Genomic DNA, 19,668 nt, shown 5'->3' with positions numbered 1-19,668 from the left:
AAGCTAAATATTAGCGGCCTTAATTATTATCGCGCGCCAGGCATAACCGCCGCCGATCGTCTTGAAGATCAGCTGGGCATTTTCCTGTTCAGCCTTGGCCTGCAGGACCTCTCGCAGCGTCGCGCGCGGCGTGACGTGGAACTTGTCGAGCCAGGAGCGCAGCAGGGCGCGGAACCAGCCGGGCAAGCCTTCCTGTTGGCCGAAATCGACGATGTGCAATTGGCCGCCGGGGGCAAGCGCCGCGAGCGATGCGTCGATCGCGCGCTCCCAATCGGGGATCATCGACAGCGCGTAGGAGATCATCACCCGGTCGAAACCATCGACGCCGAAATCGCGGGCGTCAAAGGCCGTGGCGTCGGCGACGCGGAAATCGGCTGAGGTGTTCAGACCCGCAAAGGTCTTGCGGGCCGAGATAAGCATTTCCTGCGAGATGTCGAGGCCGTAGAGCCTGGCCTGAGGATAGTGCCGGTGGGCCAGCGCGAGATTGCGGCCGGTGCCGCAGCCGACCTCGAGCAGCGTGGCGCCCTGCTCAATGTCGAGATTGCGGATCGTCTGGTCGCGGCCAAGGAGATAGTATTTGCGCGTCAGGTCATAGATATGGCGCTGGTAGCGATACATGCCGTCCATCAGGTCGGCATGTTTCTCAGAGGGGGCGTCCACCGGGCTCATATCTGTCTGGCTCATGGCTTCTTCACATAGATGTGGAAGCCGCCGTAGATCGCCGAGCGGTCGAGCGCGGTCAGTTCGAGCGAGCGGTCCTCGAGATATGTCCACTGGTCGCGGATGGCGGGCGAGAGACGGCCTTCGATGATGCTCTTTTCGGCGGCGGTGCGGAAGATGACGCGGGCGCCGTCGCGGGCGGTGCGCGAAATTTCCGACCAGACGTCGTTCAGCTGCTGGTCCGTCATCCAGTCCTGCGCGTCGAGCAGGATGTAGCGGTCGCGCGAGGCGGCCGGCTCGCCGGCCAGCAGTTCGGTGAAGCTTGCGTGATGGACGCTGACGCGGTCGACATTGGCGCGGATCGCCTCGTAGTGCTCCGCCTTCAGGTAGGTCGGCAGCGGACCTTCGCCTTCATCGGCATAGCGGCGGGCGAAGGCCTGCCAGGCGAAGTAGTTTTCCTGCATGGGGAAATGACAGGTGAGCTTTTCCAGGCGGTGGCGCAGAACCGGCGCGATCGAATTGTCGGCGGCGAGGCTTGCGAGCTCGTCATACTGCTGTGGCGGAATGCCGAGGCCGAAGAGCGAGCTCTTGCGGCTGGTGATCCAGCGCACGACAGGCTTTTCGAACAGAGGCGCGATCTTCTCGTCGAAGAGCTGGCGCTGTTCTTCCATCGTCTTCGCCTTGGCGACGCCGGTGAGGTCGATGCCGTGGACGCGGGCGAGAAGGTGGGCGGCGCCGATGAAGCGGCCGAGCAGGCCCGTCTTGTAGATGTTGCGATCGAAGACCGTGATGCGGCGGCGGCCGAACTTGCGGCCGTTCCAGTAGTTGCTCGTGGCCTCATCCAGATTGGCCGAGAGGAAGCGATCGAAGGCCTGGCTGTTTGCGGACTGGTTCGGTCTTGCCAGGAAGCGAACGAGATCGGCATGGGCGGGAAGGTGGCGGAAGGCGCCAAGCTTCAGCTTGTTCAGCGCGATATGATGCGGGTTGAGGTCGACGACGTCGATCGAGGCCGGGCTCTGCGAGAGATAGGCGAGCATGTTGCAGCCGCCGGAGCCGATGGTGACGATGCGGTGATGAGGCTCGAGCTCCATCGCCTTCATGTCGAGATCGGGATCTTCCCAGATCTGCGGATAGACGAGGCCGGAAAAGAGCAGCCCGAAAAGACGTTCGGACAGACCCTCTTTCGAAAAGGCCTTGTGGCGGAGAAGAGCTGCCTTGAGTTTCCGGTTCTTGCGGAAGCCGGCATCCGGGGCAAATTCCGTCATAAGTGAGTCTCTCAACATTTAGCGTTCAGGGCGTTTAACGCGGCGGCGCTACAGTTTGATGACGTTGCCTGTGGGCGGCCTGGCTGCGGGCGCCTCGCGCAATTGGGAACGGCCGGGACTTGACGGGGCTTTCTAAACGACAATTTTCCTGCTTCTCTATCGGTTCGGAGGGGCGCTTATGGGACGTGTTCTGCGTATCTTGAAGGCGGCGGCTGCAGGCGTTGCCGTCATCGTCGTTGCGGGTGCTGCCTGGCTTTATGTCAGGCCGCCGGAGCTGCTGAGGATCGGCGACGGCTATGCCGCGAAGATCGTCTGCTCGAATGTCTTCCTGGCCGGGCGCGACGCAAACACCGTGCTTGCCGAAGATGTCCAGGCGCCCGGAAATCCCCTGCTGAGGCTGATTCGCGTGCATGTCGATGAGGCCGGCAAGCAAGTGACGGCGCGCATCCTCGGGCTGTTTGCCGCCAATTATGCGATCTACCGCGATGGTCTCGGCTGCACGGCCGTGCCGGATGGCGATTTCGCCGCCGCGAGAAAGGCGGTGCCCGAGCCCGTCGTCACGAAGCCTTCTGAAGACGCCCCCGTGCTGCCGATCGAAAACGATGCGGCGATCTCAGCGCTGCTCGCCGACCCCCGTTTGACCGGTGAAAACATGCGTGCGGTTGTCGTCGTCCATGATGGCAAGATCGTCGCCGAAAGCTACGGCAAGGGCTTTGGTCCGCAAACGCCATTGATCGGCTGGTCGATGACCAAGACGGTCAATGCCGCGCTCGTCGGCCGGTTGATGCTCGACGGCAAGATCGATGCCGGTGATGCTGGGCTGTTCCCGCAATGGCGCGACGACAAGCGGTCGCAGATCACCCTTGGGCAGCTGCTTGGGATGGAGAGCGGCCTCAGGTTCAACGAGAACTACGGCACGGTGGCTGACGTCACCCGGATGCTCTATCTCGACGCGGACCAGACGGCGCTGCCGGCAAGCCTTGATCTCGACGAGGATCCCGGCACGCAGTTCAATTATTCCAGCGGAACATCCGTGTTGATCTCCCGCATCTGGATGGATCGCTTGGGCAACGAGAAGCAGGCGATCGATTATCCGAGGACGGCCCTATTCGATCCGCTCGGCATGTCGAGCGCGGTGTTCGAGGTCGATGCGCGCGGAACTTTCGCCGGTAGCTCCTATCTCTATGCTACGGCGCGCGATTGGGTGCGGTTCGGGCAGTTCCTGTTGCAGGATGGCGTCTGGAACGGTGAGCGGCTGCTGCCCGAGAGCTTCATGAGCATGATGCGCACGCCGACGGCATCCTCCGGCGGCATGTATTCGCATGGCCAAGCCTGGCTTCGTCCGCCCGGCAGCGGTAGGAGCGGGGAGACCGGCATTCCGGACGACGCCTTCTGGCTGGAAGGACATGACGGGCAGAGCATGGTAATCGTGCCGTCGGCCAGTCTCGTCATGGTCAGGCTCGGGCTGACACCGAGCTGGCTCAGATACCGGCCGGAAATTCTGCTGAACGAGATACTGGCGACGCTGCCGCCGCCGACCCGATCGGCGTCTGCCGATCCCGCGCAATAGAGCCTTTGGGGCTGTAGGGCTTAGTAGTTGCCGTGGGCGATGTCGTCCATGCCCTTGCGCTTGGCGTCGTAGTAGTAGCCGCGGGCATAGAGCCTGACGGCGTTGTCTTCGCTGTTGTCGGACACCAGCCATGCGCCGCGGAGATACTTCGCGGCATATTTGATGTTGGTTTCGGCGTCGAACAAGCCTTCAGGCTGGCCGTCGTAACCCATCGACTTGGCGGTGTTGTACTTGATCTGCATCAGGCCGAAGTAACCGCGCTTGTTGTAGGCCTTCGGGTTGTACCGGCTTTCGCGATGAACGACGCGGTGAAGCAGCGTGGCGGGCACTTTGTAAATCTGCGAATACTTTTCGATGATCTTGGTGATCGCGCTCTTTTCGACCGTCGGCGCGCCATCGTCGTCGCTGTCATTGTCGCCGAACATGGGCGGCGCGGTCGGCGGGTCCATCGGGCCCGATGTGTCGAAGCCGTAGTCCATCATCGAATGCGGCGTGGTGTCGATCGCCGAAAGGGCGGCAATGGCATTGTTCTGCGGGCTGGCGGCGAAAGCGAGTTCGGTCGACGGAGCACCCGGTCGCGGTGTCGGCACCACGGACTGGATCGCGGTCATTTCAGGTGTCAGCGGGATCTGGCCATAAGCGGCGGGCTGCAACTGCGCGGTCTGCTGAGCCGAATCGACTGCCGGCATGGCGGCGGTTGCCACGGACGCAGCGGTCTGGTCGCCGCCGATCTGAGTACCAGGTGTGCCTTCGCCTGCTGGAATGGCCGCGAACATCGCGTCTTCGCCGGGCTTTGGCGTTGGGACGACGACCTGCTCGGCCATCAAATCTGCCTGGGATGTGTATTCGACGCTCGAGCAGCCAGCAGCAACGCAGCACAGCATCGTGGATACGATGAGATTGCGTTTAAAGCCGGAAAAACCGATCGCTGCCATACTCTCACTCTCGTGAAAACGCGCCACCCCGGCAGCGTCAAAAGTTACCAAAAACCTTAAGCCCTGAATTGCCAATTAACCTATTCGTTGCTTTGCGGCAACCCACGGAAAATTTCTTGAGCTTTTCGCGGTCGGTAACCTGAGATTTTCAGGCAGCGATGCGGCGATATCCGGCGGTCACGGCGCCGGCTGCAATCAGCAATGTGCCGCCCGTGCGATTGACCGCGCGCTGCACGGCAGCCTTGCGAATCAGGCCCCGCGCGGCGTGCGCGGCAAGCGCGTAAGTGGAGGCGTTGATGGTCGCGAGCACCAGGAAGGTGGCTTCCATGATCAGCATCTGGCCGAAGAACGGAAGTGCCGGGTTGAGGAACTGCGGTACGAAGGCGACGAAGAACACGATGCTCTTCGGGTTGAGCGCGGTCACCACATAGGCGTGGAGGAAGATCTTCAGCGATTTTTCCTCAGGCAGATTGTCATTGTCGGCCATCGGGCCGTCAATGATCGGCGCCCGCCAGAGCTTGATGCCGAGCCAGATCAGATAGGCGCCGCCGATGAACTTCAGGACGGTGAACAGCGTCGCCGATGCGGCCAGCAGCGCGCCGAGGCCGAACAGAGATGCCGTCATCGCGGTGAAATCGCCGAGCGCCACGCCGCTCACGGTCGCAAAGGCTGTCTTGCGGCCGTGGCCGAGCGCATAAGATACGACGAGGAGGATCGTCGGCCCTGGGATAGCCAGCATGATTGCCGATGCGGCAGCAAATGCTAGCCAAGCTTCGAGCGACATGGAATCTCCTCCTCTTTCATTAGAGGACAAGCAAAGACATCATATCTCGCCTGCGTCAATCATGCGTCTTCGTATTTCTGGCCGATCTCGTCCATCAGTTCGCCGAACCACTTGACGGAGGTGTCGAAAGCCTTGCCGCCCTTGATGCGCGGGAATTCGATGGTACGCAGCTTGCCGTTCTGGCCCTCGTCGTGGCCGGTGACGCCCGAGACCTTGTTCAAGGCGCTCTCGACGGCGAGGTCGGTCATGCTCTGGATCAGGCGCAGATCGTCGCCATTGGCAGGCGCGGAGCGGGCGAAATAGCCGGATTTCTGGACCAGCGAACGCTCGGCGTTCAACAGGCTCGCGAACTGCTTCTGGAACCAGCCGCCGACATTGATCGTGTCGATCTTCACGTGGCCGAAGGCGTCGCGCTTGACGGTTTCGCCGGCTGCCTCGCGCTCGGCGACGATGGCGTCGAGGCACGCGCCTTCCGAGACGAAGACGGTCGCATGGCCGGTGCGGTCCATGATTTCCTTTAGGCGCGCCGATTCTTCTTCGAGGTCGAACAGCGTTTCAGGCAGATAAACCGCGTCGATGCTCTTCATGCCGGCATTGGTCATCATGCCGTCGACATATTCATTGTTGCGGGTGCGCTTCAGGTAGGCGCGGGCGGTTGCCGCCGTCAGCCAGCCGCAGTGGCGGCCCATGACTTCATGGATGATGAGGGTGCGGGGAGCGGCAGTCTGCTCGTTGCTGACATTGTCGAAGAAGTGCGCGCCGACTTCGGCCGCCGTCCAGGCGCCGAGCGACTGGCGGATGGGGACAACGTCGTTGTCGACGGTCTTCGGCAGGCCGACCACCGTCAGGTCGTAGCCGTTGGCGGCGAGATAGGCGGCGAGGTCGGCGGCCGTCGTGTTGGTGTCGTCGCCGCCGATCGTGTGGAGGATGCTGACGCCATCATTGGCGAGGCGCTCGGCCGCGACCCGGAGCGGGTTTTCGCCTTCCTTGACGAGGCCGCGCTTGACGCAGTCGGCGGCGTTGGTGAGCTTGACGCGGCTGTTACCGATCGGCGAGCCGCCGTAGCGATGCAGCAGATAGGCCTTCTCGCGCATCTCAGGGGTGATCTTGATGCTGTCGCCCTGAAGCACGCCCTGGTAGCCGGAGCGGTAGGCGATCAGTTCGTGATCGGGAGCAATGTCGGTGTAGCGTTCGATCAACCCGCCGACGGCCGAAGAGAGGCAAGGCGCAAGGCCTCCTGCCGTGAGCATTGCGACTTTTTTCTTGGCCATGGGTGTCTCCGCTATCCGTGTCTAAACTTGGTTCGGTCGTGCATGGATGCGGCAGAGCGCGGATGGTGTAAAGTGTTGTTTCTGTGAAAAATGCGTGTTGCAGCGCGGTCAAGCAAGCAAGTCGCCCGCAGGCGCTGATCTAATCGGTTCAAGCCGCAACCGCGATTTGGATTGGATTGTGGAAATCGTCAGCGCGTCCGTTCCAAGACGTCTCGATGCGGCGCGACAAAGCGTCACGAGGTCATCGGGCGGGTGGCCGGCAAAGAGCGCGAATGTTTCGGTTACATGCGACCATTACCGAATTGTGAAAGGTGTTTTCAACCCTGCGGCCAATCCCCGTCTTGCAAAGGCAACCTTTATTTGTTCAAGGTGTTTCTCCTTTTATTAGACGAGAGACCTGATGTCCTTCTGGGAAAAACTGCTGAACGCCATAGGCAACGCTGCGGGAAATGCGCTTTCCGCCGTGGTCGAGGCTGTTCGCACGGTCTTTGAAGGCGATCCCGAGACCCGGCGCAAGGTGGCGTTTTCGGTCGCGATCATCGCGCTGTCGGCGAAGATGGCGAAGGCCGACGGGATCGTCAGCGAGAAGGAGGTCCAGGCCTTCCGCGAGATTTTCGAATTCCCCGACGATCAGGCCGCCAACGTCGCGCGTCTCTATAATCTCGCGCGCCAGGATGTGGCCGGCTACGAGGCCTATGCGGAGCGACTTTCGACGCTGTGCGTGACCTGCGCCGCCAATTGCCCGGTTCTGGAAGAAGTGCTCGATGGCCTATTCCATATCGCCAAGGCCGATGGCGTCATCCATGAGAAGGAATTCGCGTTCCTGGCGCATGTGGCCGAGATCTTCCACATGAGCGAGCAGCGCTTCGAGCAGATTGCCGCGCGGCATGTGTCGATCGGCGGCGATCCCTACAAGGTGCTCGGCGTTTCGCCGTCGGATGATTTCCCGACGATCCGTCGCCGTTACCACGGTCTCGTCAGCGAGCATCATCCGGACCGGCTGATCTCGCGCGGCGTGCCGGCCGAGTTCCATGCGATTGCCAATGAACGCATGGCGGCGCTCAATGCCGCCTACGAGGCGATCGAGAAGGAACGCCGCGCCGCATGACCGCCTTTGAGGCAGACTACACCAAAGCCAGCGTACGGCCGTCGCCGAACCATGGCGAGCGCGTCGACGGGCGAAAGCCCGATATGATCATTCTGCACTATACAGGCATGCCGACCGCGGACGGAGCGCTTGATTGGCTCTGTCGCGAAGAGAGCCAGGTCTCGTGCCATTACTTCGTGCATGAGAATGGCGACGTCGTGCAGCTCGTTCCAGAGGCGCGGCGCGCCTGGCACGCCGGCAAGAGCATCTGGCAGGGCGAGACCGATATCAACTCGTCTTCGATCGGCATCGAGATCGCCAATGCGGGACATCCGGGCGGTTGCCCCGAGTATCCGCAGGCGCAGATCGATGCGGTGATCGAATTGTGTCGCGACTGCGGCGAACGTTGGTCAATCACCCCGGAAAGGGTGCTTGGGCACTCCGATGTCGCCCCTCGGCGCAAGCTTGATCCGGGTGAAAACTTCCCCTGGGGATTGTTGCACTCGAGGGGCGTCGGCCACTGGGTGGCACCGGCCGCGATCACCGGCGGACGCTTCTTCCAGCGCGGCGACCAGGGCCAGCCTGTCGAAGCGCTGCAGTCGATGCTGTCGCTCTACGGTTACGGCACTGAGATCACAGGCGAATTTTCCGACAAGATGGCCGGCGAAATCGAAGCCTTTCAGCGCCATTTCAGGCCGGAAAGGGTGGACGGGATCGCCGATTTCTCGACGATCGACACGCTGCATCGGTTGCTATCGGCCCTGCCGCGCTACGGCGCCTGAGACCGGGGCGATTTGCCGGCATATACCCCTAGATTTTACGGGTTTGCCGCGCTGCCACATGTTTTCCCTATTATCTCCTCAATGCGATGGTCTAACCGCAGTCGCTAAACGGCGCCGGTTGTTTTGTTGTGTGTTGTCGACCGCCGTCAATTGAAACAGAAAAGAAATATCGCTGATACTTTGAGTATTGATGCGAATTTATGCTGCGTTCGGATTTCATTTATACGCGGCTTTTCTTTTGCTTGGAGTATCTGGACTACATGAGAAAGATTATTTCTGCTGTGGTGTGCGCCAGCACACTGCTGATGGGATTCAATTGCGCAAACGCAGGCGAATGGGGCAATAGAGCGCAAGCGACAGAGACGACGCAGACACTCAAGACGCAAAAGACAGAGAAGGCCAAAACGGCCGAAGTGGCCTCGAAGAAGGCTCCGAAAGTTCACAAGACCCAGAGGGTGCAGAAGGTCGCCAAGACCGATAAGGCCCAGAAGACCGTGGCACTCAACACCGTCGACCGTACGTCCGGTTTCGCGATGCCCGACATGCCCGGCAGCAAGTATGCGGCGATCATCGTCAAGTACGCCAAAGAGTACAACGTTCCGGTCGAACTCGCGCATGCCGTGGTTCGCGTCGAAAGCAACTACAATCCGAATGCTCGCGGCAGCGCCGGCGAAATCGGCCTCATGCAGATCAAGCCGGCGACGGCTCGCATGATGGGCTACTCGGGTTCCAGCAAGGGCCTTTTCGATCCCGATACCAACATCAAGTATGGCATGAAGTATCTGGCGGCTGCCCATACGCTTGGTGGCGGCGAGACCTGCGATACCATCCTCAAGTACAATGCCGGCCACGCGGCGACCCGCATGAACCCGGTTTCCAAGGCCTATTGCGGCAAGGTGCTGGCGATGATCAACTGATCGCCAGCGTGGGATAGCCACGGGCGAAAGCGCTTGTGGCTGAATCACCTGAGGGCATGACTTAACAATATGATTCAACTTGCAGATCGTGCTATCTCACCTTGAAACGAGGTGAGACATGGCATGTGATTTCAAGGCGATCATAATCGGGCGCGGAATGATGGGCGCGGCTGCGGCCCGCCATCTCAGCGCGATGATCGAAGCGGTGGCGCTGATCGGCCCGAGCGAGCCTGTCGAGCGCAAGAGCCATCACGGCGTGTTCGCGAGCCACTATGACGAGGCGCGCATTACCCGCACCTTCGACGACAATATCGTCTGGGCGACGCTTGCCGCCCGTTCTCTCGACCGTTACGCCGAGATCGAGGCGAAGAGCGGCATCTCCTTCTTCACCGAAGCCGGATGCCTGTTCGCCGGCCCGGTGCCGCAGCCGGGGCAGGGCTATCTCGGACGCGCGATCGAGGTCTCCGACGGGCTCGGCGTCGAGTATGAGGTGCTGGATCCCTCCACCCTGCGCCAGCGTTTTCCTGAGTTCACCCTGAGGGAGAGCTTCAGCGGCTATTACGAGAAACGCCGCGCCGGCCATGTCAATCCGCGCGCCCTGGTGCGCGCTCAGGCGGTGCTTGCAGAGGCGGGCGGCGTCACCATCATCGATGCGACGGTAACCAGCGTCCAGGATACCGGCTCCCATGTCGAGGTGAGCGTCGGCGACCGAATTTATACGGCGGAGCGCGTGCTTGTCGCGGCCGGCGGTTTCAGCAATTTCAATCAGCTTCTCCCTGCGCCCGTGGATACCCGCGTCGCGGCGCGAACGGTCGTGTTCTACGAGCTCGGCGAGCGCGAAAAGGCGATCTTCGGCGGCATGCCGTCGAGCATCGTGTTCGGCGATCGCGACGAGGATCATGTCTATATTCTCCCGCCGGTGCTTTATCCCGACGGCAAGACCTATCTGAAGCTGGGCGGCGATACCGAGACGCGCAGCTTCGATACGCTTCAGGATGCCGGGGCCTGGTTCCGGTCGGATGGCGACTCCGCCGAGCGCGACCTGCTGGTGGCGACAGCGCTGGAACTGATGCCCGACCTTGGCGGTTGCCCGGTGACATCGGCGCCCTGCGTCGCGACCTTCACGCCGACTGCGTATCCCTATGCCGGTTTCACCTCATCGCCACGCATCGCGGTGCTGACGGGCGGCAATTTCGTCGCCGCGAAGTCGTCCGACGAACTCGGGCGGCTGGGTGCGGTGCTGCTTGCGGAAGGCGCGCTCGGAGAGGCCGATTTCGGCCGGCAGTTGACGCCTTCTTTTCGATAGATGGGGACGGTCATGAGCGTGGATTTCAAATATATCATCGTCGGCCGTGGCATGATGGGTGCTGCTGCCGCCCGACATCTGGCGAAAGCGACCGATGGCGTTGCCGTCATCGGCCCGGACGAGCCTGAGGATCGCAAGCGGCATGACGGCGTCTTCGCCAGCCATTACGACGAGGGGCGCATCACCCGCACCATTGATCCCGACCGTGATTGGGCGCTTCTCGCCAATCGCTCGATCGGCCGCTACGCCGAGATCGAGCAAGAGAGCGGCGTTTCCTTCTATACGCCCGCCGGCTGCCTTGTGGTCGGCCCCCGGCGCGGCGGGGCTGATACCTATGTCGAGCGGACATCGGCGGCAGCCCGGTCGCTTGGTGTCGAGACGGCGCTGCTCGACGATGCCGGCCTGAAGGCGCGGTTTCCGTTCTTTGCTTTTGCCGACGGTACCGAGGGTGTTCATGAGCCGACGGGCGCCGGCTACATCAGCCCGCGCAATCTGGTCAGGGCGCAATCGATCGCCGCCGAGAGGGCCGGGGCTTCGGTCATCCGCCAGGTCGCGGTGTCGATACGCGACGAGGGCGGTCTGGCCGCCGTCGAGACGGCCGACGGTAAGGCATACCGGGCTGAGAAGGTGCTGCTCGCTGCCGGCGGTTTTTCCATTGCGGAGAATCTCTTGCCGCAGCCTGTTGATCTGAGGGTTTATGCGCGCACCATCGCTTTCTACGAGGTCGACGAGGCCGCCGCCGCACGGTTTGCCGGCATGCCGTCGCTGATCTCGCATGGCGTCGATGGTCTCGACGATTTCTACATGCTGCCGCCGATCCGCTATCCCGACGGCAAGGTCTACATGAAGATCGGCGGCGACCCCGATGATGTCAGGCTGGACCGCGAGCCTGAGCTGCGGGACTGGTTCAAGACCGATGGGCGCGAGAGCGTCCAGTCGCATCTGACGCGGCTGATCGAACGGGTCGTGCCGGAGCTTCGGCCTGTCTCCACCTCAAGCGGCTCCTGCGTCGTCTCGTTTACGCCGAGCGGGCATCCGATGATCGGCTATACCGCGTCGCCCCGCATCGGCGTTCTCACGGGCGGTTGCGGCACGGCTGCCAAGAGCTCGGACGAGATCGGCCGGCTCGGCGCGTTGCTGCTGCTCGAAGGTCGAATCAACGGACAGGGCTACGCGACGGATTTCAAACCGTATTTCCGCGAAGCCTGACGCGATATTTTGTTGGCATTCGCTCCCAGTCTCGGTTAAGGGAGCCGGGCCAGTTGGCCGGGCAGCCGCGCTTTACCAATGTCGAAAGACGGTAGGGTGAGGAAAGTCCGGGCTCCACGGAAACACGGTGCCGGATAACGTCCGGCGAGGGCGACCTCAGGGAAAGTGCCACAGAAAGCAAACCGCCTGCTTCGGCAGGTAAGGGTGAAAGGGTGGGGTAAGAGCCCACCGCGTCTCCGGCAACGGCGATGGCAAGGTAAACCCCACCGGGAGCAAGACCGAATAGGGATGACGCGGACGGCGCAAGCCGTCCGGCTGGTTTCCAGGCCAGTCATCCGGGTGGGTTGCGAGAGGCAACGTGCAAACGTTGTCCCAGAGGAATGGCTGCCACGTTCCGGTTTCGGCCGGAGCCATACAGAACCCGGCTTACAGGCCAACTGGCGATTGTCTTTTCATCGACGTCCATACGATTTCACTGGCCCTTTAGGGCTCAGTGAGACGTTGGTGGCTGGCGAAGACACTCCTCGCAAACGGTGCTGCTCAGCGAAAGTGCCGACCATCGCTTGAGTAGTTTTCCACAGTTTACACACTGAATTTCAGAAGTCATGCCGACTTTCTTCAGTGGAGGCTGAGTATTCGGCGACTTCATTCCAGCCAACATTCCCTTGAAGCTAAAACTCGCCATGGATTTTCTCCGTGCTTTCTTAGTTTGTTCTGCAAATGGATATGTTTTTGTCTTTGTGTATGCATGATATCTAAAATACATTATTTTCCGTTAACGACATAGTAGGCATGAAATGCCGGATGAACACATGCGGGTGAACGGGGAGGTGGTTCGAGGTGTTCACGACCAGATGCGCATTTAAAGTTGAGTTTTTCGATTTTCACCTGCGCGGCGTGTTCGAATTCATTTTCCGCAACCGGGGATGTTTTTCGCCGCAAGATGCGGTGCCGCTTTGGGGCGCTTCGGAGCCTGAGAATTCGGGTGTTCATAACCCTTTGTTAAACTTAACAGCTTATAAATTTTCGATACTGCGCTCATCGTGAGACGGGCGTTTCCCATTGACGCCCATATGGTCCCATGTTATCCCATTCCTGCACTGCGCAAGGGCAATCAAGTGCCCACCAATCGCAAAGTAAAGGCGTACTCCTCACCGGAGACGCTGGATGGAATGTCGTCCATCCAGCTGGCGAAGCTGTGTCTGAGAAATGGGGTTCGGGGCGCCTAATCGCTGTCCGGGCTCTTTCGGGAACGGATGTTTCGTGTCATGGGCCGCTTCCTTTCACATGCGACCAACAGGATCGATTCCAAGGGCAGGGTCTCCGTGCCCGCGGCGTTTCGATCGGTGATGGCGCAGAGCAACATCCAGGATTTGTACTGCTTCCAGGATTTTGTGTTTCCGGCGATCAGCGTCGGCGGTTCGGACCTTCTCGAAAGGTTCGAGCGGCAGATCGCTGCGGAAGATCCGTTTTCGCCGGAAGCGAACGAGATGTCGCTTCTCATTCATGGGGGCGGGGTCTTCATGAAGCTCGACGCCGAGGGGCGGTTGATGGTCACGGATTTCATTCGCGACTTCACCGGTATCTCGGACGAAGTGACCTTCGTCGGTCGGGCGGATCATTTTCAGCTGTGGCAGCCGAAGGAATTTCAGGCTGTGCAGCAACGAGCACGAGAGGAGCGCAGGCTGGCGGGCAAGCGTTCCTCGTAACACGAGGGAACGGAATGGCGGCGAATCCTGGCGAAGGTTCAACTGATGCCGGTGGCGGACCGGTTCGCCACATTCCGGTTCTTCTCAACGAGGTGCTGACGGCGCTGGAGCCTGCTGCCGGCAAGGTCATTGTCGACGGCACCTTCGGCGCAGGCGGTTACACGTCGGCCATCCTGTCTGGTGGTGCCGAGGTGATCGCGCTCGATCGCGATCCGACGGCGATCGCGGGCGGGCAGGCGCTGGTCGAGGCGCATGGCGGTCGCCTGAAGCTCATTCACTCGCAATTCTCGCAGCTGGCCGATCACGCGCCGGCCGGCGGCCTCGATGGCGTCGTGCTCGATATCGGCGTGTCGTCGATGCAGATCGACGAGGCCGATCGCGGCTTCTCCTTCCAGAAAAACGGACCGCTCGACATGCGCATGTCGGCATCCGGCGTTTCCGCCGCCGATGTCGTCAATCGCGCCAAGGTGGCCGAACTCATCCGCATCTTCCATTTCCTCGGCGAGGAGAGCCAGTCGCCGCGCATCGCGCATGCGATCGAGAAGCGCCGCGCCGAGAAGCCTTTCGAGACGACGCGCGATCTGGCGGGCCTGATCGAGATCGTCACGCCGCGCAAGATGAAGGACAAGATCCATCCGGCGACGCGGGTGTTCCAGGCGCTGCGCATCTTCGTCAACGACGAACTCGGCGAGCTGGCTCAGGCGCTGTTTGCGGCAGAGCAGGCGTTGAAGCCGGGTGGCCGTCTCGTGGTCGTCACCTTCCATTCGCTGGAAGACCGCATCGTCAAGACCTTCTTCTCCGATCGCGCCGGCAAGGCATCCGGCTCGCGCCACATGCCGATCGCGCACGAGCGCGCCGCCACCTTCGACCGGATCGGCAAGCCGATGGTGTCGGCAAGCGACGCGGAAGCCGAGGTCAATCCACGCGCGCGTTCCGCCAAGCTGCGTGCGGGTCTCAGAACCACCGCGCCTGCGGAAGCCGCCGACATGTCGATCTTCGGACTGCCCAACCTCGCAAGCCTCGGAAAGCTCGGAGCCTGATATGCTGAGAACCTTCGACCTCGTTCTTGTTGGCGTCATGACGGCCGCGGCCGCCGTGACCTATACGATCAAGCATCGGGCCGAACTCAAGCTCGAGGAGGTTCACCGCCTCGAAGCGGAGATCAAGCTCGAGAAGGACACGATCGATCTCCTGAAGGCCGACTGGGCGCTGCAATCGCAGCCGAACCGCCTGGAGCGGCTGGTCAACAACTACAATAGCGAGCTGCAGCTGCAGCCGACGGTCTCGACCTCGCTGGTGCATGCCAAGGAGCTGCCGATGCTGAAGGCGCAGGTGCCCGTGCCGGAGATTGCCGACGCCAAGACCGGCAAGCCGAAGCCGAAGGTCGTGGCGAAGCCCGTCGAGGAAGAAGACGAAATGACAACCGGATCTGTGGAGTAGAGATGTCCTTTCTTTCACGCATCATGGTTGCCAAGAGCCAGGCCCATTTCTCTTCCGGCGTCTACAGCCGGTTCGGCGGTCCATCAGGCAGCGTGTCGATCCAGGGCTCGCGCAAGAAGCGCAGCGGCCAGGCCAAGAGCCGCGTCGGCCTTCTGGCCTTCGCCTTCGTCTGCGTCTACTGCGTCATCGGCGGACGTCTCGTCGAATACGCGGTGCGTGACCCCGACGTCGTATCCAGCATCCTGCCGCCCGACCGCCTGCTGGCGTCGCGCCCGGATATTCTCGATCGCAACGGCGAAGTGCTGGCGACCGACATTCGCACCGTCTCGCTGTTTGCCGAGCCGAACAAGATCGTCGATGCCGACGAGGCCGTCGAAAAGCTGACGACCGTGCTGCCCGATCTCGACATGAAGGGCACCTACAAGAAGCTCGCCAACCGCAATTCGCACTTTGCCTGGCTGCGCCGCCAGCTGTCGCCGAAGCAGCAGAGCCAGATCTTGGCGCTCGGCATTCCCGGCATCGGCTTCCGCCCGGAGAAGCGTCGCTTCTATCCCGGCGGCGCGACCGCCGCGCATATCCTCGGCTACGTCAACATCGACAATCGCGGCGTTGCCGGCATGGAGAAATACATCGACGACCAGGGGCTGGCCGATCTCGCAATGGTCGGCATGACCAGCGACCAGCCGCTGGAGCCGGTGAAGCTGTCGATCGATATCCGCGTGCAGAACATCGTGCGCGATATCGTCGTCAACGCCGTGAAGAATTACGAGGCCAAGGGTGCGGGCGCCGTCGTCCTCGACATCCACACGGGCGAAGTGCTCGCCATGGCATCGGCACCGGATTTCGATCCGAACAACCCGCTCGAAGGCGCCAAGGAAGGCTGGCTGAACCGCATGTCGAACGGCACGTTCGAGATGGGCTCGACCTTCAAGACCTTCTCGCTCGCCATGGCGCTCGATACCGGCAAGGTCAACCTCAACTCCAGCTTCGACGCGACGCAGCCCTTGCATATCGGCGGCTTCACCATCCACGACTTCCACGGCCAGCGCCGTTGGCTGACGCTGCCTGAAGTGTTCCAGTATTCCTCCAACGTCGGCACTGCCCGCATCATCGACATCGTCGGTATCGATGCGCAGAAGGACTATCTGACGAAGCTTGGCCTGCTCACCAAGATGAAGACCGAGCTACCCGAGGTGAAGATGCCGAGCCAGCCGAAGGTCTGGAAGAAGATCAACTCGGTGACGATCTCCTTCGGTCACGGTGTTTCGACGACGCCGCTGCAGACGGCTGTCGCCGGTGCGGCACTCGTCAATGGCGGCAAGCTGATCGAGCCGACCTTCCTGCCGCGCAATCGCGACCAGGCCGACGAAGTGGCCGAGGTGGTCGTCAAGAAGAGCACCAGCGACGACGTGCGCTATCTCTTCAAGGTCAACGGCGTGAAGGGCTCCGGCCGCAACGCCGATGTTCCCGGCTTCAACGTCGGCGGCAAGACCGGTACGGCCGACAAGGTCGTCAACGGCCGCTACGCCACCAACCTCAATTTCAACGCCTTCCTGGCGGCATTTCCGATCGAGAACCCGCAGTATGTCGTGCTGACCTTCTGCGACGAGCCGCACAATGGCGAAAAGGGCCAGAACATCGCGGCTTATACCGCCGCACCGATGGTCAAGAACATCATCTCCCGTGCGGCGCCAATCCTCGGTGTGGAACCGAAGTTCGGTGACGACGGATCGGCCATGTTGGTGTCTTATTGAGTCTGGATGAATGTCGCAGCCGATTCGCCATGGGGGCTCGACGGCTCGAGAGAAAAGTGTGCGTTCGATGAAACTGAGGGACATCGCCGGAAATGCGTTTCCGGAATTGAAGGAAGAACTGAACGGCCCGGTGGGCGCGCTGGAGATTTCCGGCCTTTCCGCCGACAGCCGAAAGATCGCGCCCGGCATGGCCTTCGTCGCCGTCGCCGGCACCAAGGCTGACGGCGCGGGCTTCATCGCCGATGCTGCCGCGCGCGGTGCCGCGGTCGCGATCGCCTCGCATCCGACCGAAGCCTCCATTCCCGTTCTCGTCGTCAGCGAACCGCGCCGCTTCCTGTCGCTCGCAGCCGCCAATTTCTACGGCAAGCAGCCCGAGACGATGGTCGCCGTGACGGGAACCGCCGGCAAGACGTCGGTCGCTTCCTTCACGCGGCAGATCTGGGCTTTTGCCGGCCACCCGGCGGCGATGATCGGCACGACGGGCGTCGTCTCGCCGACCCGCAACGATTACGGCTCGCTCACCACGCCCGACCCGGTGTCGCTGCATGCGCTGCTGGCCGAGCTGACCGATGAAGGCGTGACGCATGCCTCGATGGAAGCGTCCAGCCACGGTCTCGACCAGTCGCGCCTCGACGGCGTCAAGCTCGCCGCAGCCGCCTTCACCAATCTCGGTCGCGATCACATGGATTATCATCCGACGATCGAGGACTACATGGCTGCCAAGATGCGGCTCTTCGATACGCTGCTGCCCAAGGGCAACCCCGCCGTGATCTTCGCCGACGATGCATGGTCGGAGCAGGCGATCAAGGCGGCGATCGATTCAGGACATGTCGTGCGCACGGTCGGCCGCAAGGGCGAATACCTGACGCTGAAGCGCGTCGAGCATTTCCGCCACAAGCAGGTCGCCGAAATCCACGCCGAGGGGCAGATTTTCGAGGTCGATATTCCGCTTGCCGGCGATTTCCAGGTGGCCAATGCGCTTGTCGCCGCCGGTCTTGCCATGTCCACAGGCGTGCCGGCCAAGGTCGCAATGGCCGCGCTTGAGAAATTGCAGGGCGCTTCTGGCCGCCTCGAGCTCGTCGGCCACACCAAGGACGGTGCGCTCGCTTATGTCGATTACGCCCATAAGCCCGACGCACTGTCGAATGTGCTGGAATCCGTGCGTCCGTTCACGACGGGCCGCGTCATCGTCGTCTTTGGCTGCGGCGGAGACCGCGACCGCGGCAAGCGGCCGATCATGGGCGAGATCGCCTGCCGGCTCGCCGATGTCGTTGTCGTCACCGACGATAATCCGCGTTCGGAAGAGCCCGCATCGATCCGCGCCGAGATCATGGCAGCAGCCCCTTGCGCCACCGAGATCCCCGACCGCGCCCAGGCGATCCGCGAGGCGGTCGCGATGCTGAACTCCGGCGACACGCTGATCGTTGCCGGCAAGGGACATGAAGAGGGGCAGACGATCGGTGGCGTCACGCTGCCGTTTTCGGATCACGCCGAGTTGCGCAAGGCTTTGGAGGAGCTGAAATCGTGAATTGGCTTTGGACAACGCAGGACATGATCACGGCCATGGCCGGGCGCCCGTTCGGCACCTTGCCGGAGGGGATTACCGGGATCGCGATCGACAGCCGCTCGATCCAGCCGGGTGAGGCCTTCTTCGCGATCAAGGGCGATCGGGTCGACGGTCATGACTACGCGTCGATGGCGATGGCCAATGGTGCTGCGCTGCTCGTCGTCAGCGAGGCGCGTCTGCCGGCCATGGGGCGCCTGACCGTGCCGATGATCGTCGTCGAGGACGTGCTTGTTGCGCTCGGCAAGCTCGGGCTTGCGGCGCGGGCGCGTTCGCGTGCGCAGATCATCGCGGTCACCGGCTCCGTCGGCAAGACAACCACCAAGGAGATGCTGCGCCGGGTTCTCGCGCCATCGGGCAAGGTGCATGCGTCGGTCGCGTCCTTCAACAATCACTGGGGCGTGCCGCTGACATTGGCGCGCATGCCGCTCGACACCTATTTCGGCGTCTTCGAAGTTGGCATGAACCACCCGGACGAAATCCGTCCGCTGGTCAAGATGATCGAGCCGCATGTCGCCGTCATCACCACGATCGCGCCGGCGCATCTCGGCAATTTCAAGAGCATCAAGGAAATCGCGACCGCCAAGGCCGAGATCTTCGAGGGCGTCGTGCCCGGCGGCCATGCCGTGCTCAACCGCGACAACGACCAGTTCAATTTCCTCGACCGCACGGCGCAGGCCTGCGGCATTCAGCACATTCACTCCTTCGGGCAACACGCCAAGGCCGATTTCCGCATGGCGGAATTCAACGGCGGCGACCAGAGCTCGACCTTGTGGATCACCATCGACGGCGAGACGCACGAGGTCGCGATCGGCGCGCCCGGCAGACACATCGCCGAGAACGCGCTGGCAGCCCTTGGCGTCGCCAGGATCGTCGGCGCCGACATGCAGTCGGCGATCTCAGCACTGGCAACATTGCAGGCCGAAAAGGGCAGGGGGCGTCGCCACAAGCTCTCGATCGGCCACGGCAGCTTCACCGTCATCGACGAAAGCTACAACGCCAATCCGACATCGATGCGCGCGGCAATCGCGCTGCTCGCCAGCTCCATGCCGACAGGATCGGGACGGCGGATCGCCGTGCTCGGCGACATGCTCGAGATGGGCGACTATTCGCAGAAGGTCCACACCGATCTCGCCGGGCCGCTGCTTGCCGCCGGCATCGAACATGTCTGGCTCGCCGGTCATGAGATGCTGGCGCTGAAGGAATCACTTCCCGAGAGCGTTTCGGTCGTGCATCGCGCGCAGACCGACGAACTCATCGACCACGTATTGAACTCTGTCGCGGTAGGCGACGTGCTGATGGTAAAATCGTCATTGGGCATCGGTTTCGGCAAGATTATTGCCGCGCTCCTTGACAAGTTCCCGCCATTTGCCGACACGCAACGCGAATTTTGAGCGGGTAAACAAGGGGCCCTG

General features: G+C 61.9%; 17 protein-coding genes and 1 other RNA gene. 13 read left to right on the top strand and 5 right to left on the bottom strand.

What is annotated here, in order from left to right; all coding sequences use genetic code 11:
- Window positions 1–3: 3 nt before the first annotated feature.
- The gene (locus ACVTFQ_RS10810; RefSeq protein ID WP_111562122.1) at window positions 4–684 is read right to left on the bottom strand and encodes a class I SAM-dependent methyltransferase; all 681 of its coding nucleotides are present in this window, start codon (window positions 682–684) and stop codon (window positions 4–6) included.
- Entirely contained in the window at window positions 681–1,925 is a 1,245-nt protein-coding gene (locus ACVTFQ_RS10805; protein ID WP_111562121.1) for a BtaA family protein, read from the bottom strand. The genes ACVTFQ_RS10810 and ACVTFQ_RS10805 overlap by 4 nt, the downstream gene beginning before the upstream one ends.
- 178 nt (window positions 1,926–2,103) lie before the next feature.
- Between ACVTFQ_RS10805 and ACVTFQ_RS10800 the strand changes: the two genes are divergently transcribed.
- Window positions 2,104–3,495 carry a serine hydrolase domain-containing protein gene (locus ACVTFQ_RS10800; RefSeq protein ID WP_111562120.1) on the top strand — a complete coding sequence of 464 codons (1,392 nt, stop codon included), beginning with the start codon at window positions 2,104–2,106 and terminating at the stop codon, window positions 3,493–3,495.
- A gap of 20 nt (window positions 3,496–3,515) precedes the next feature.
- On the opposite strand, the gene ACVTFQ_RS10795 is transcribed toward ACVTFQ_RS10800, so the two are convergent.
- The 3 genes from ACVTFQ_RS10795 to ACVTFQ_RS10785 form a co-directional block, all read right to left on the bottom strand.
- Window positions 3,516–4,430: a transglycosylase SLT domain-containing protein gene (locus ACVTFQ_RS10795; protein ID WP_111562119.1), complete on the bottom strand. Its 915-nt coding sequence runs from the start codon at window positions 4,428–4,430 to the stop codon at window positions 3,516–3,518.
- Window positions 4,431–4,578: 148 nt separating this feature from the next.
- Window positions 4,579–5,214, bottom strand: coding sequence for a LysE family translocator (locus ACVTFQ_RS10790; protein ID WP_111562118.1), 636 nt, complete (start codon window positions 5,212–5,214; stop codon window positions 4,579–4,581).
- Between the two features lie 59 nt (window positions 5,215–5,273).
- A complete protein-coding gene (locus ACVTFQ_RS10785; RefSeq protein ID WP_018897553.1) occupies window positions 5,274–6,485 on the bottom strand; it encodes a pyrophosphate--fructose-6-phosphate 1-phosphotransferase in 1,212 nt (403 codons plus the stop codon).
- 400 nt (window positions 6,486–6,885) lie between these two features.
- Between ACVTFQ_RS10785 and ACVTFQ_RS10780 the strand changes: the two genes are divergently transcribed.
- The 12 genes from ACVTFQ_RS10780 to ACVTFQ_RS10725 all read left to right on the top strand — a co-directional run bounded on the left by ACVTFQ_RS10780 (window position 6,886) and on the right by ACVTFQ_RS10725 (window position 19,647).
- Complete coding sequence (locus tag ACVTFQ_RS10780; protein ID WP_111562117.1) at window positions 6,886–7,593, top strand: J domain-containing protein; 708 nt, start codon at window positions 6,886–6,888, stop codon at window positions 7,591–7,593.
- Window positions 7,590–8,354, top strand: a complete 765-nt coding sequence (locus ACVTFQ_RS10775; RefSeq protein ID WP_111562116.1) for an N-acetylmuramoyl-L-alanine amidase — start codon at window positions 7,590–7,592, stop codon at window positions 8,352–8,354. The genes ACVTFQ_RS10780 and ACVTFQ_RS10775 overlap by 4 nt, the downstream gene beginning before the upstream one ends.
- A gap of 260 nt (window positions 8,355–8,614) precedes the next feature.
- On the top strand, window positions 8,615–9,271 hold the full coding sequence (locus ACVTFQ_RS10770; protein WP_111562256.1) for a lytic transglycosylase domain-containing protein: 657 nt from the start codon (window positions 8,615–8,617) through the stop codon (window positions 9,269–9,271).
- A 118-nt stretch (window positions 9,272–9,389) separates the two neighbouring features.
- A complete protein-coding gene (locus tag ACVTFQ_RS10765; protein ID WP_111562115.1) occupies window positions 9,390–10,577 on the top strand; it encodes an FAD-dependent oxidoreductase in 1,188 nt (395 codons plus the stop codon).
- Between the two features lie 12 nt (window positions 10,578–10,589).
- Window positions 10,590–11,786 (top strand): NAD(P)/FAD-dependent oxidoreductase, encoded by a 1,197-nt coding sequence (locus tag ACVTFQ_RS10760; RefSeq protein ID WP_111562255.1) that lies wholly within the window; start codon window positions 10,590–10,592, stop codon window positions 11,784–11,786.
- A 49-nt stretch (window positions 11,787–11,835) separates the two neighbouring features.
- An RNA gene (rnpB, locus tag ACVTFQ_RS10755) (RNase P RNA component class A) lies at window positions 11,836–12,231 on the top strand.
- Window positions 12,232–13,054: 823 nt separating this feature from the next.
- Window positions 13,055–13,495: a division/cell wall cluster transcriptional repressor MraZ gene (gene mraZ, locus ACVTFQ_RS10750; protein ID WP_047505812.1), complete on the top strand. Its 441-nt coding sequence runs from the start codon at window positions 13,055–13,057 to the stop codon at window positions 13,493–13,495.
- A gap of 14 nt (window positions 13,496–13,509) precedes the next feature.
- Window positions 13,510–14,535, top strand: a complete 1,026-nt coding sequence (rsmH, locus tag ACVTFQ_RS10745; protein ID WP_111562113.1) for a 16S rRNA (cytosine(1402)-N(4))-methyltransferase RsmH — start codon at window positions 13,510–13,512, stop codon at window positions 14,533–14,535.
- A gap of 1 nt (window position 14,536) precedes the next feature.
- Complete coding sequence (gene ftsL / locus ACVTFQ_RS10740) at window positions 14,537–14,935, top strand: cell division protein FtsL (protein ID WP_018897561.1); 399 nt, start codon at window positions 14,537–14,539, stop codon at window positions 14,933–14,935.
- Window positions 14,936–14,937: 2 nt separating this feature from the next.
- Complete coding sequence (locus ACVTFQ_RS10735; protein ID WP_047505809.1) at window positions 14,938–16,689, top strand: peptidoglycan D,D-transpeptidase FtsI family protein; 1,752 nt, start codon at window positions 14,938–14,940, stop codon at window positions 16,687–16,689.
- Between the two features lie 67 nt (window positions 16,690–16,756).
- On the top strand, window positions 16,757–18,217 hold the full coding sequence (locus tag ACVTFQ_RS10730; protein WP_111562112.1) for a UDP-N-acetylmuramoyl-L-alanyl-D-glutamate--2,6-diaminopimelate ligase: 1,461 nt from the start codon (window positions 16,757–16,759) through the stop codon (window positions 18,215–18,217).
- Complete coding sequence (locus tag ACVTFQ_RS10725; RefSeq protein WP_111562111.1) at window positions 18,214–19,647, top strand: UDP-N-acetylmuramoylalanyl-D-glutamyl-2,6-diaminopimelate--D-alanyl-D-alanine ligase; 1,434 nt, start codon at window positions 18,214–18,216, stop codon at window positions 19,645–19,647. The genes ACVTFQ_RS10730 and ACVTFQ_RS10725 overlap by 4 nt, the downstream gene beginning before the upstream one ends.
- The last annotated feature ends 21 nt before the right edge of the window (window positions 19,648–19,668 follow it).

The organism is Rhizobium sp. O111 (genome assembly GCF_055616315.1).
The sequence above is the reverse complement of the archived record's forward strand: the minus strand, read 5'-3'. Positions and strand labels throughout refer to the sequence as shown.

What these genes read in the sequence shown, in the direction of transcription:
- ACVTFQ_RS10810 (WP_111562122.1), bottom strand. Translation starts at nt 684, where the DNA reads ATGAGCCAGACAGATATGAGCCCGGTGGACGCCCCCTCTGAGAAACAT.
- ACVTFQ_RS10805 (WP_111562121.1), bottom strand. Translation starts at nt 1,925, where the DNA reads ATGACGGAATTTGCCCCGGATGCCGGCTTCCGCAAGAACCGGAAACTC.
- ACVTFQ_RS10800 (WP_111562120.1), top strand. Translation starts at nt 2,104, where the DNA reads ATGGGACGTGTTCTGCGTATCTTGAAGGCGGCGGCTGCAGGCGTTGCC.
- ACVTFQ_RS10795 (WP_111562119.1), bottom strand. Translation starts at nt 4,430, where the DNA reads ATGGCAGCGATCGGTTTTTCCGGCTTTAAACGCAATCTCATCGTATCC.
- ACVTFQ_RS10790 (WP_111562118.1), bottom strand. Translation starts at nt 5,214, where the DNA reads ATGTCGCTCGAAGCTTGGCTAGCATTTGCTGCCGCATCGGCAATCATG.
- ACVTFQ_RS10785 (WP_018897553.1), bottom strand. Translation starts at nt 6,485, where the DNA reads ATGGCCAAGAAAAAAGTCGCAATGCTCACGGCAGGAGGCCTTGCGCCT.
- ACVTFQ_RS10780 (WP_111562117.1), top strand. Translation starts at nt 6,886, where the DNA reads ATGTCCTTCTGGGAAAAACTGCTGAACGCCATAGGCAACGCTGCGGGA.
- ACVTFQ_RS10775 (WP_111562116.1), top strand. Translation starts at nt 7,590, where the DNA reads ATGACCGCCTTTGAGGCAGACTACACCAAAGCCAGCGTACGGCCGTCG.
- ACVTFQ_RS10770 (WP_111562256.1), top strand. Translation starts at nt 8,615, where the DNA reads ATGAGAAAGATTATTTCTGCTGTGGTGTGCGCCAGCACACTGCTGATG.
- ACVTFQ_RS10765 (WP_111562115.1), top strand. Translation starts at nt 9,390, where the DNA reads ATGGCATGTGATTTCAAGGCGATCATAATCGGGCGCGGAATGATGGGC.
- ACVTFQ_RS10760 (WP_111562255.1), top strand. Translation starts at nt 10,590, where the DNA reads ATGAGCGTGGATTTCAAATATATCATCGTCGGCCGTGGCATGATGGGT.
- mraZ (WP_047505812.1), top strand. Translation starts at nt 13,055, where the DNA reads ATGGGCCGCTTCCTTTCACATGCGACCAACAGGATCGATTCCAAGGGC.
- rsmH (WP_111562113.1), top strand. Translation starts at nt 13,510, where the DNA reads ATGGCGGCGAATCCTGGCGAAGGTTCAACTGATGCCGGTGGCGGACCG.
- ftsL (WP_018897561.1), top strand. Translation starts at nt 14,537, where the DNA reads ATGCTGAGAACCTTCGACCTCGTTCTTGTTGGCGTCATGACGGCCGCG.
- ACVTFQ_RS10735 (WP_047505809.1), top strand. Translation starts at nt 14,938, where the DNA reads ATGTCCTTTCTTTCACGCATCATGGTTGCCAAGAGCCAGGCCCATTTC.
- ACVTFQ_RS10730 (WP_111562112.1), top strand. Translation starts at nt 16,757, where the DNA reads ATGAAACTGAGGGACATCGCCGGAAATGCGTTTCCGGAATTGAAGGAA.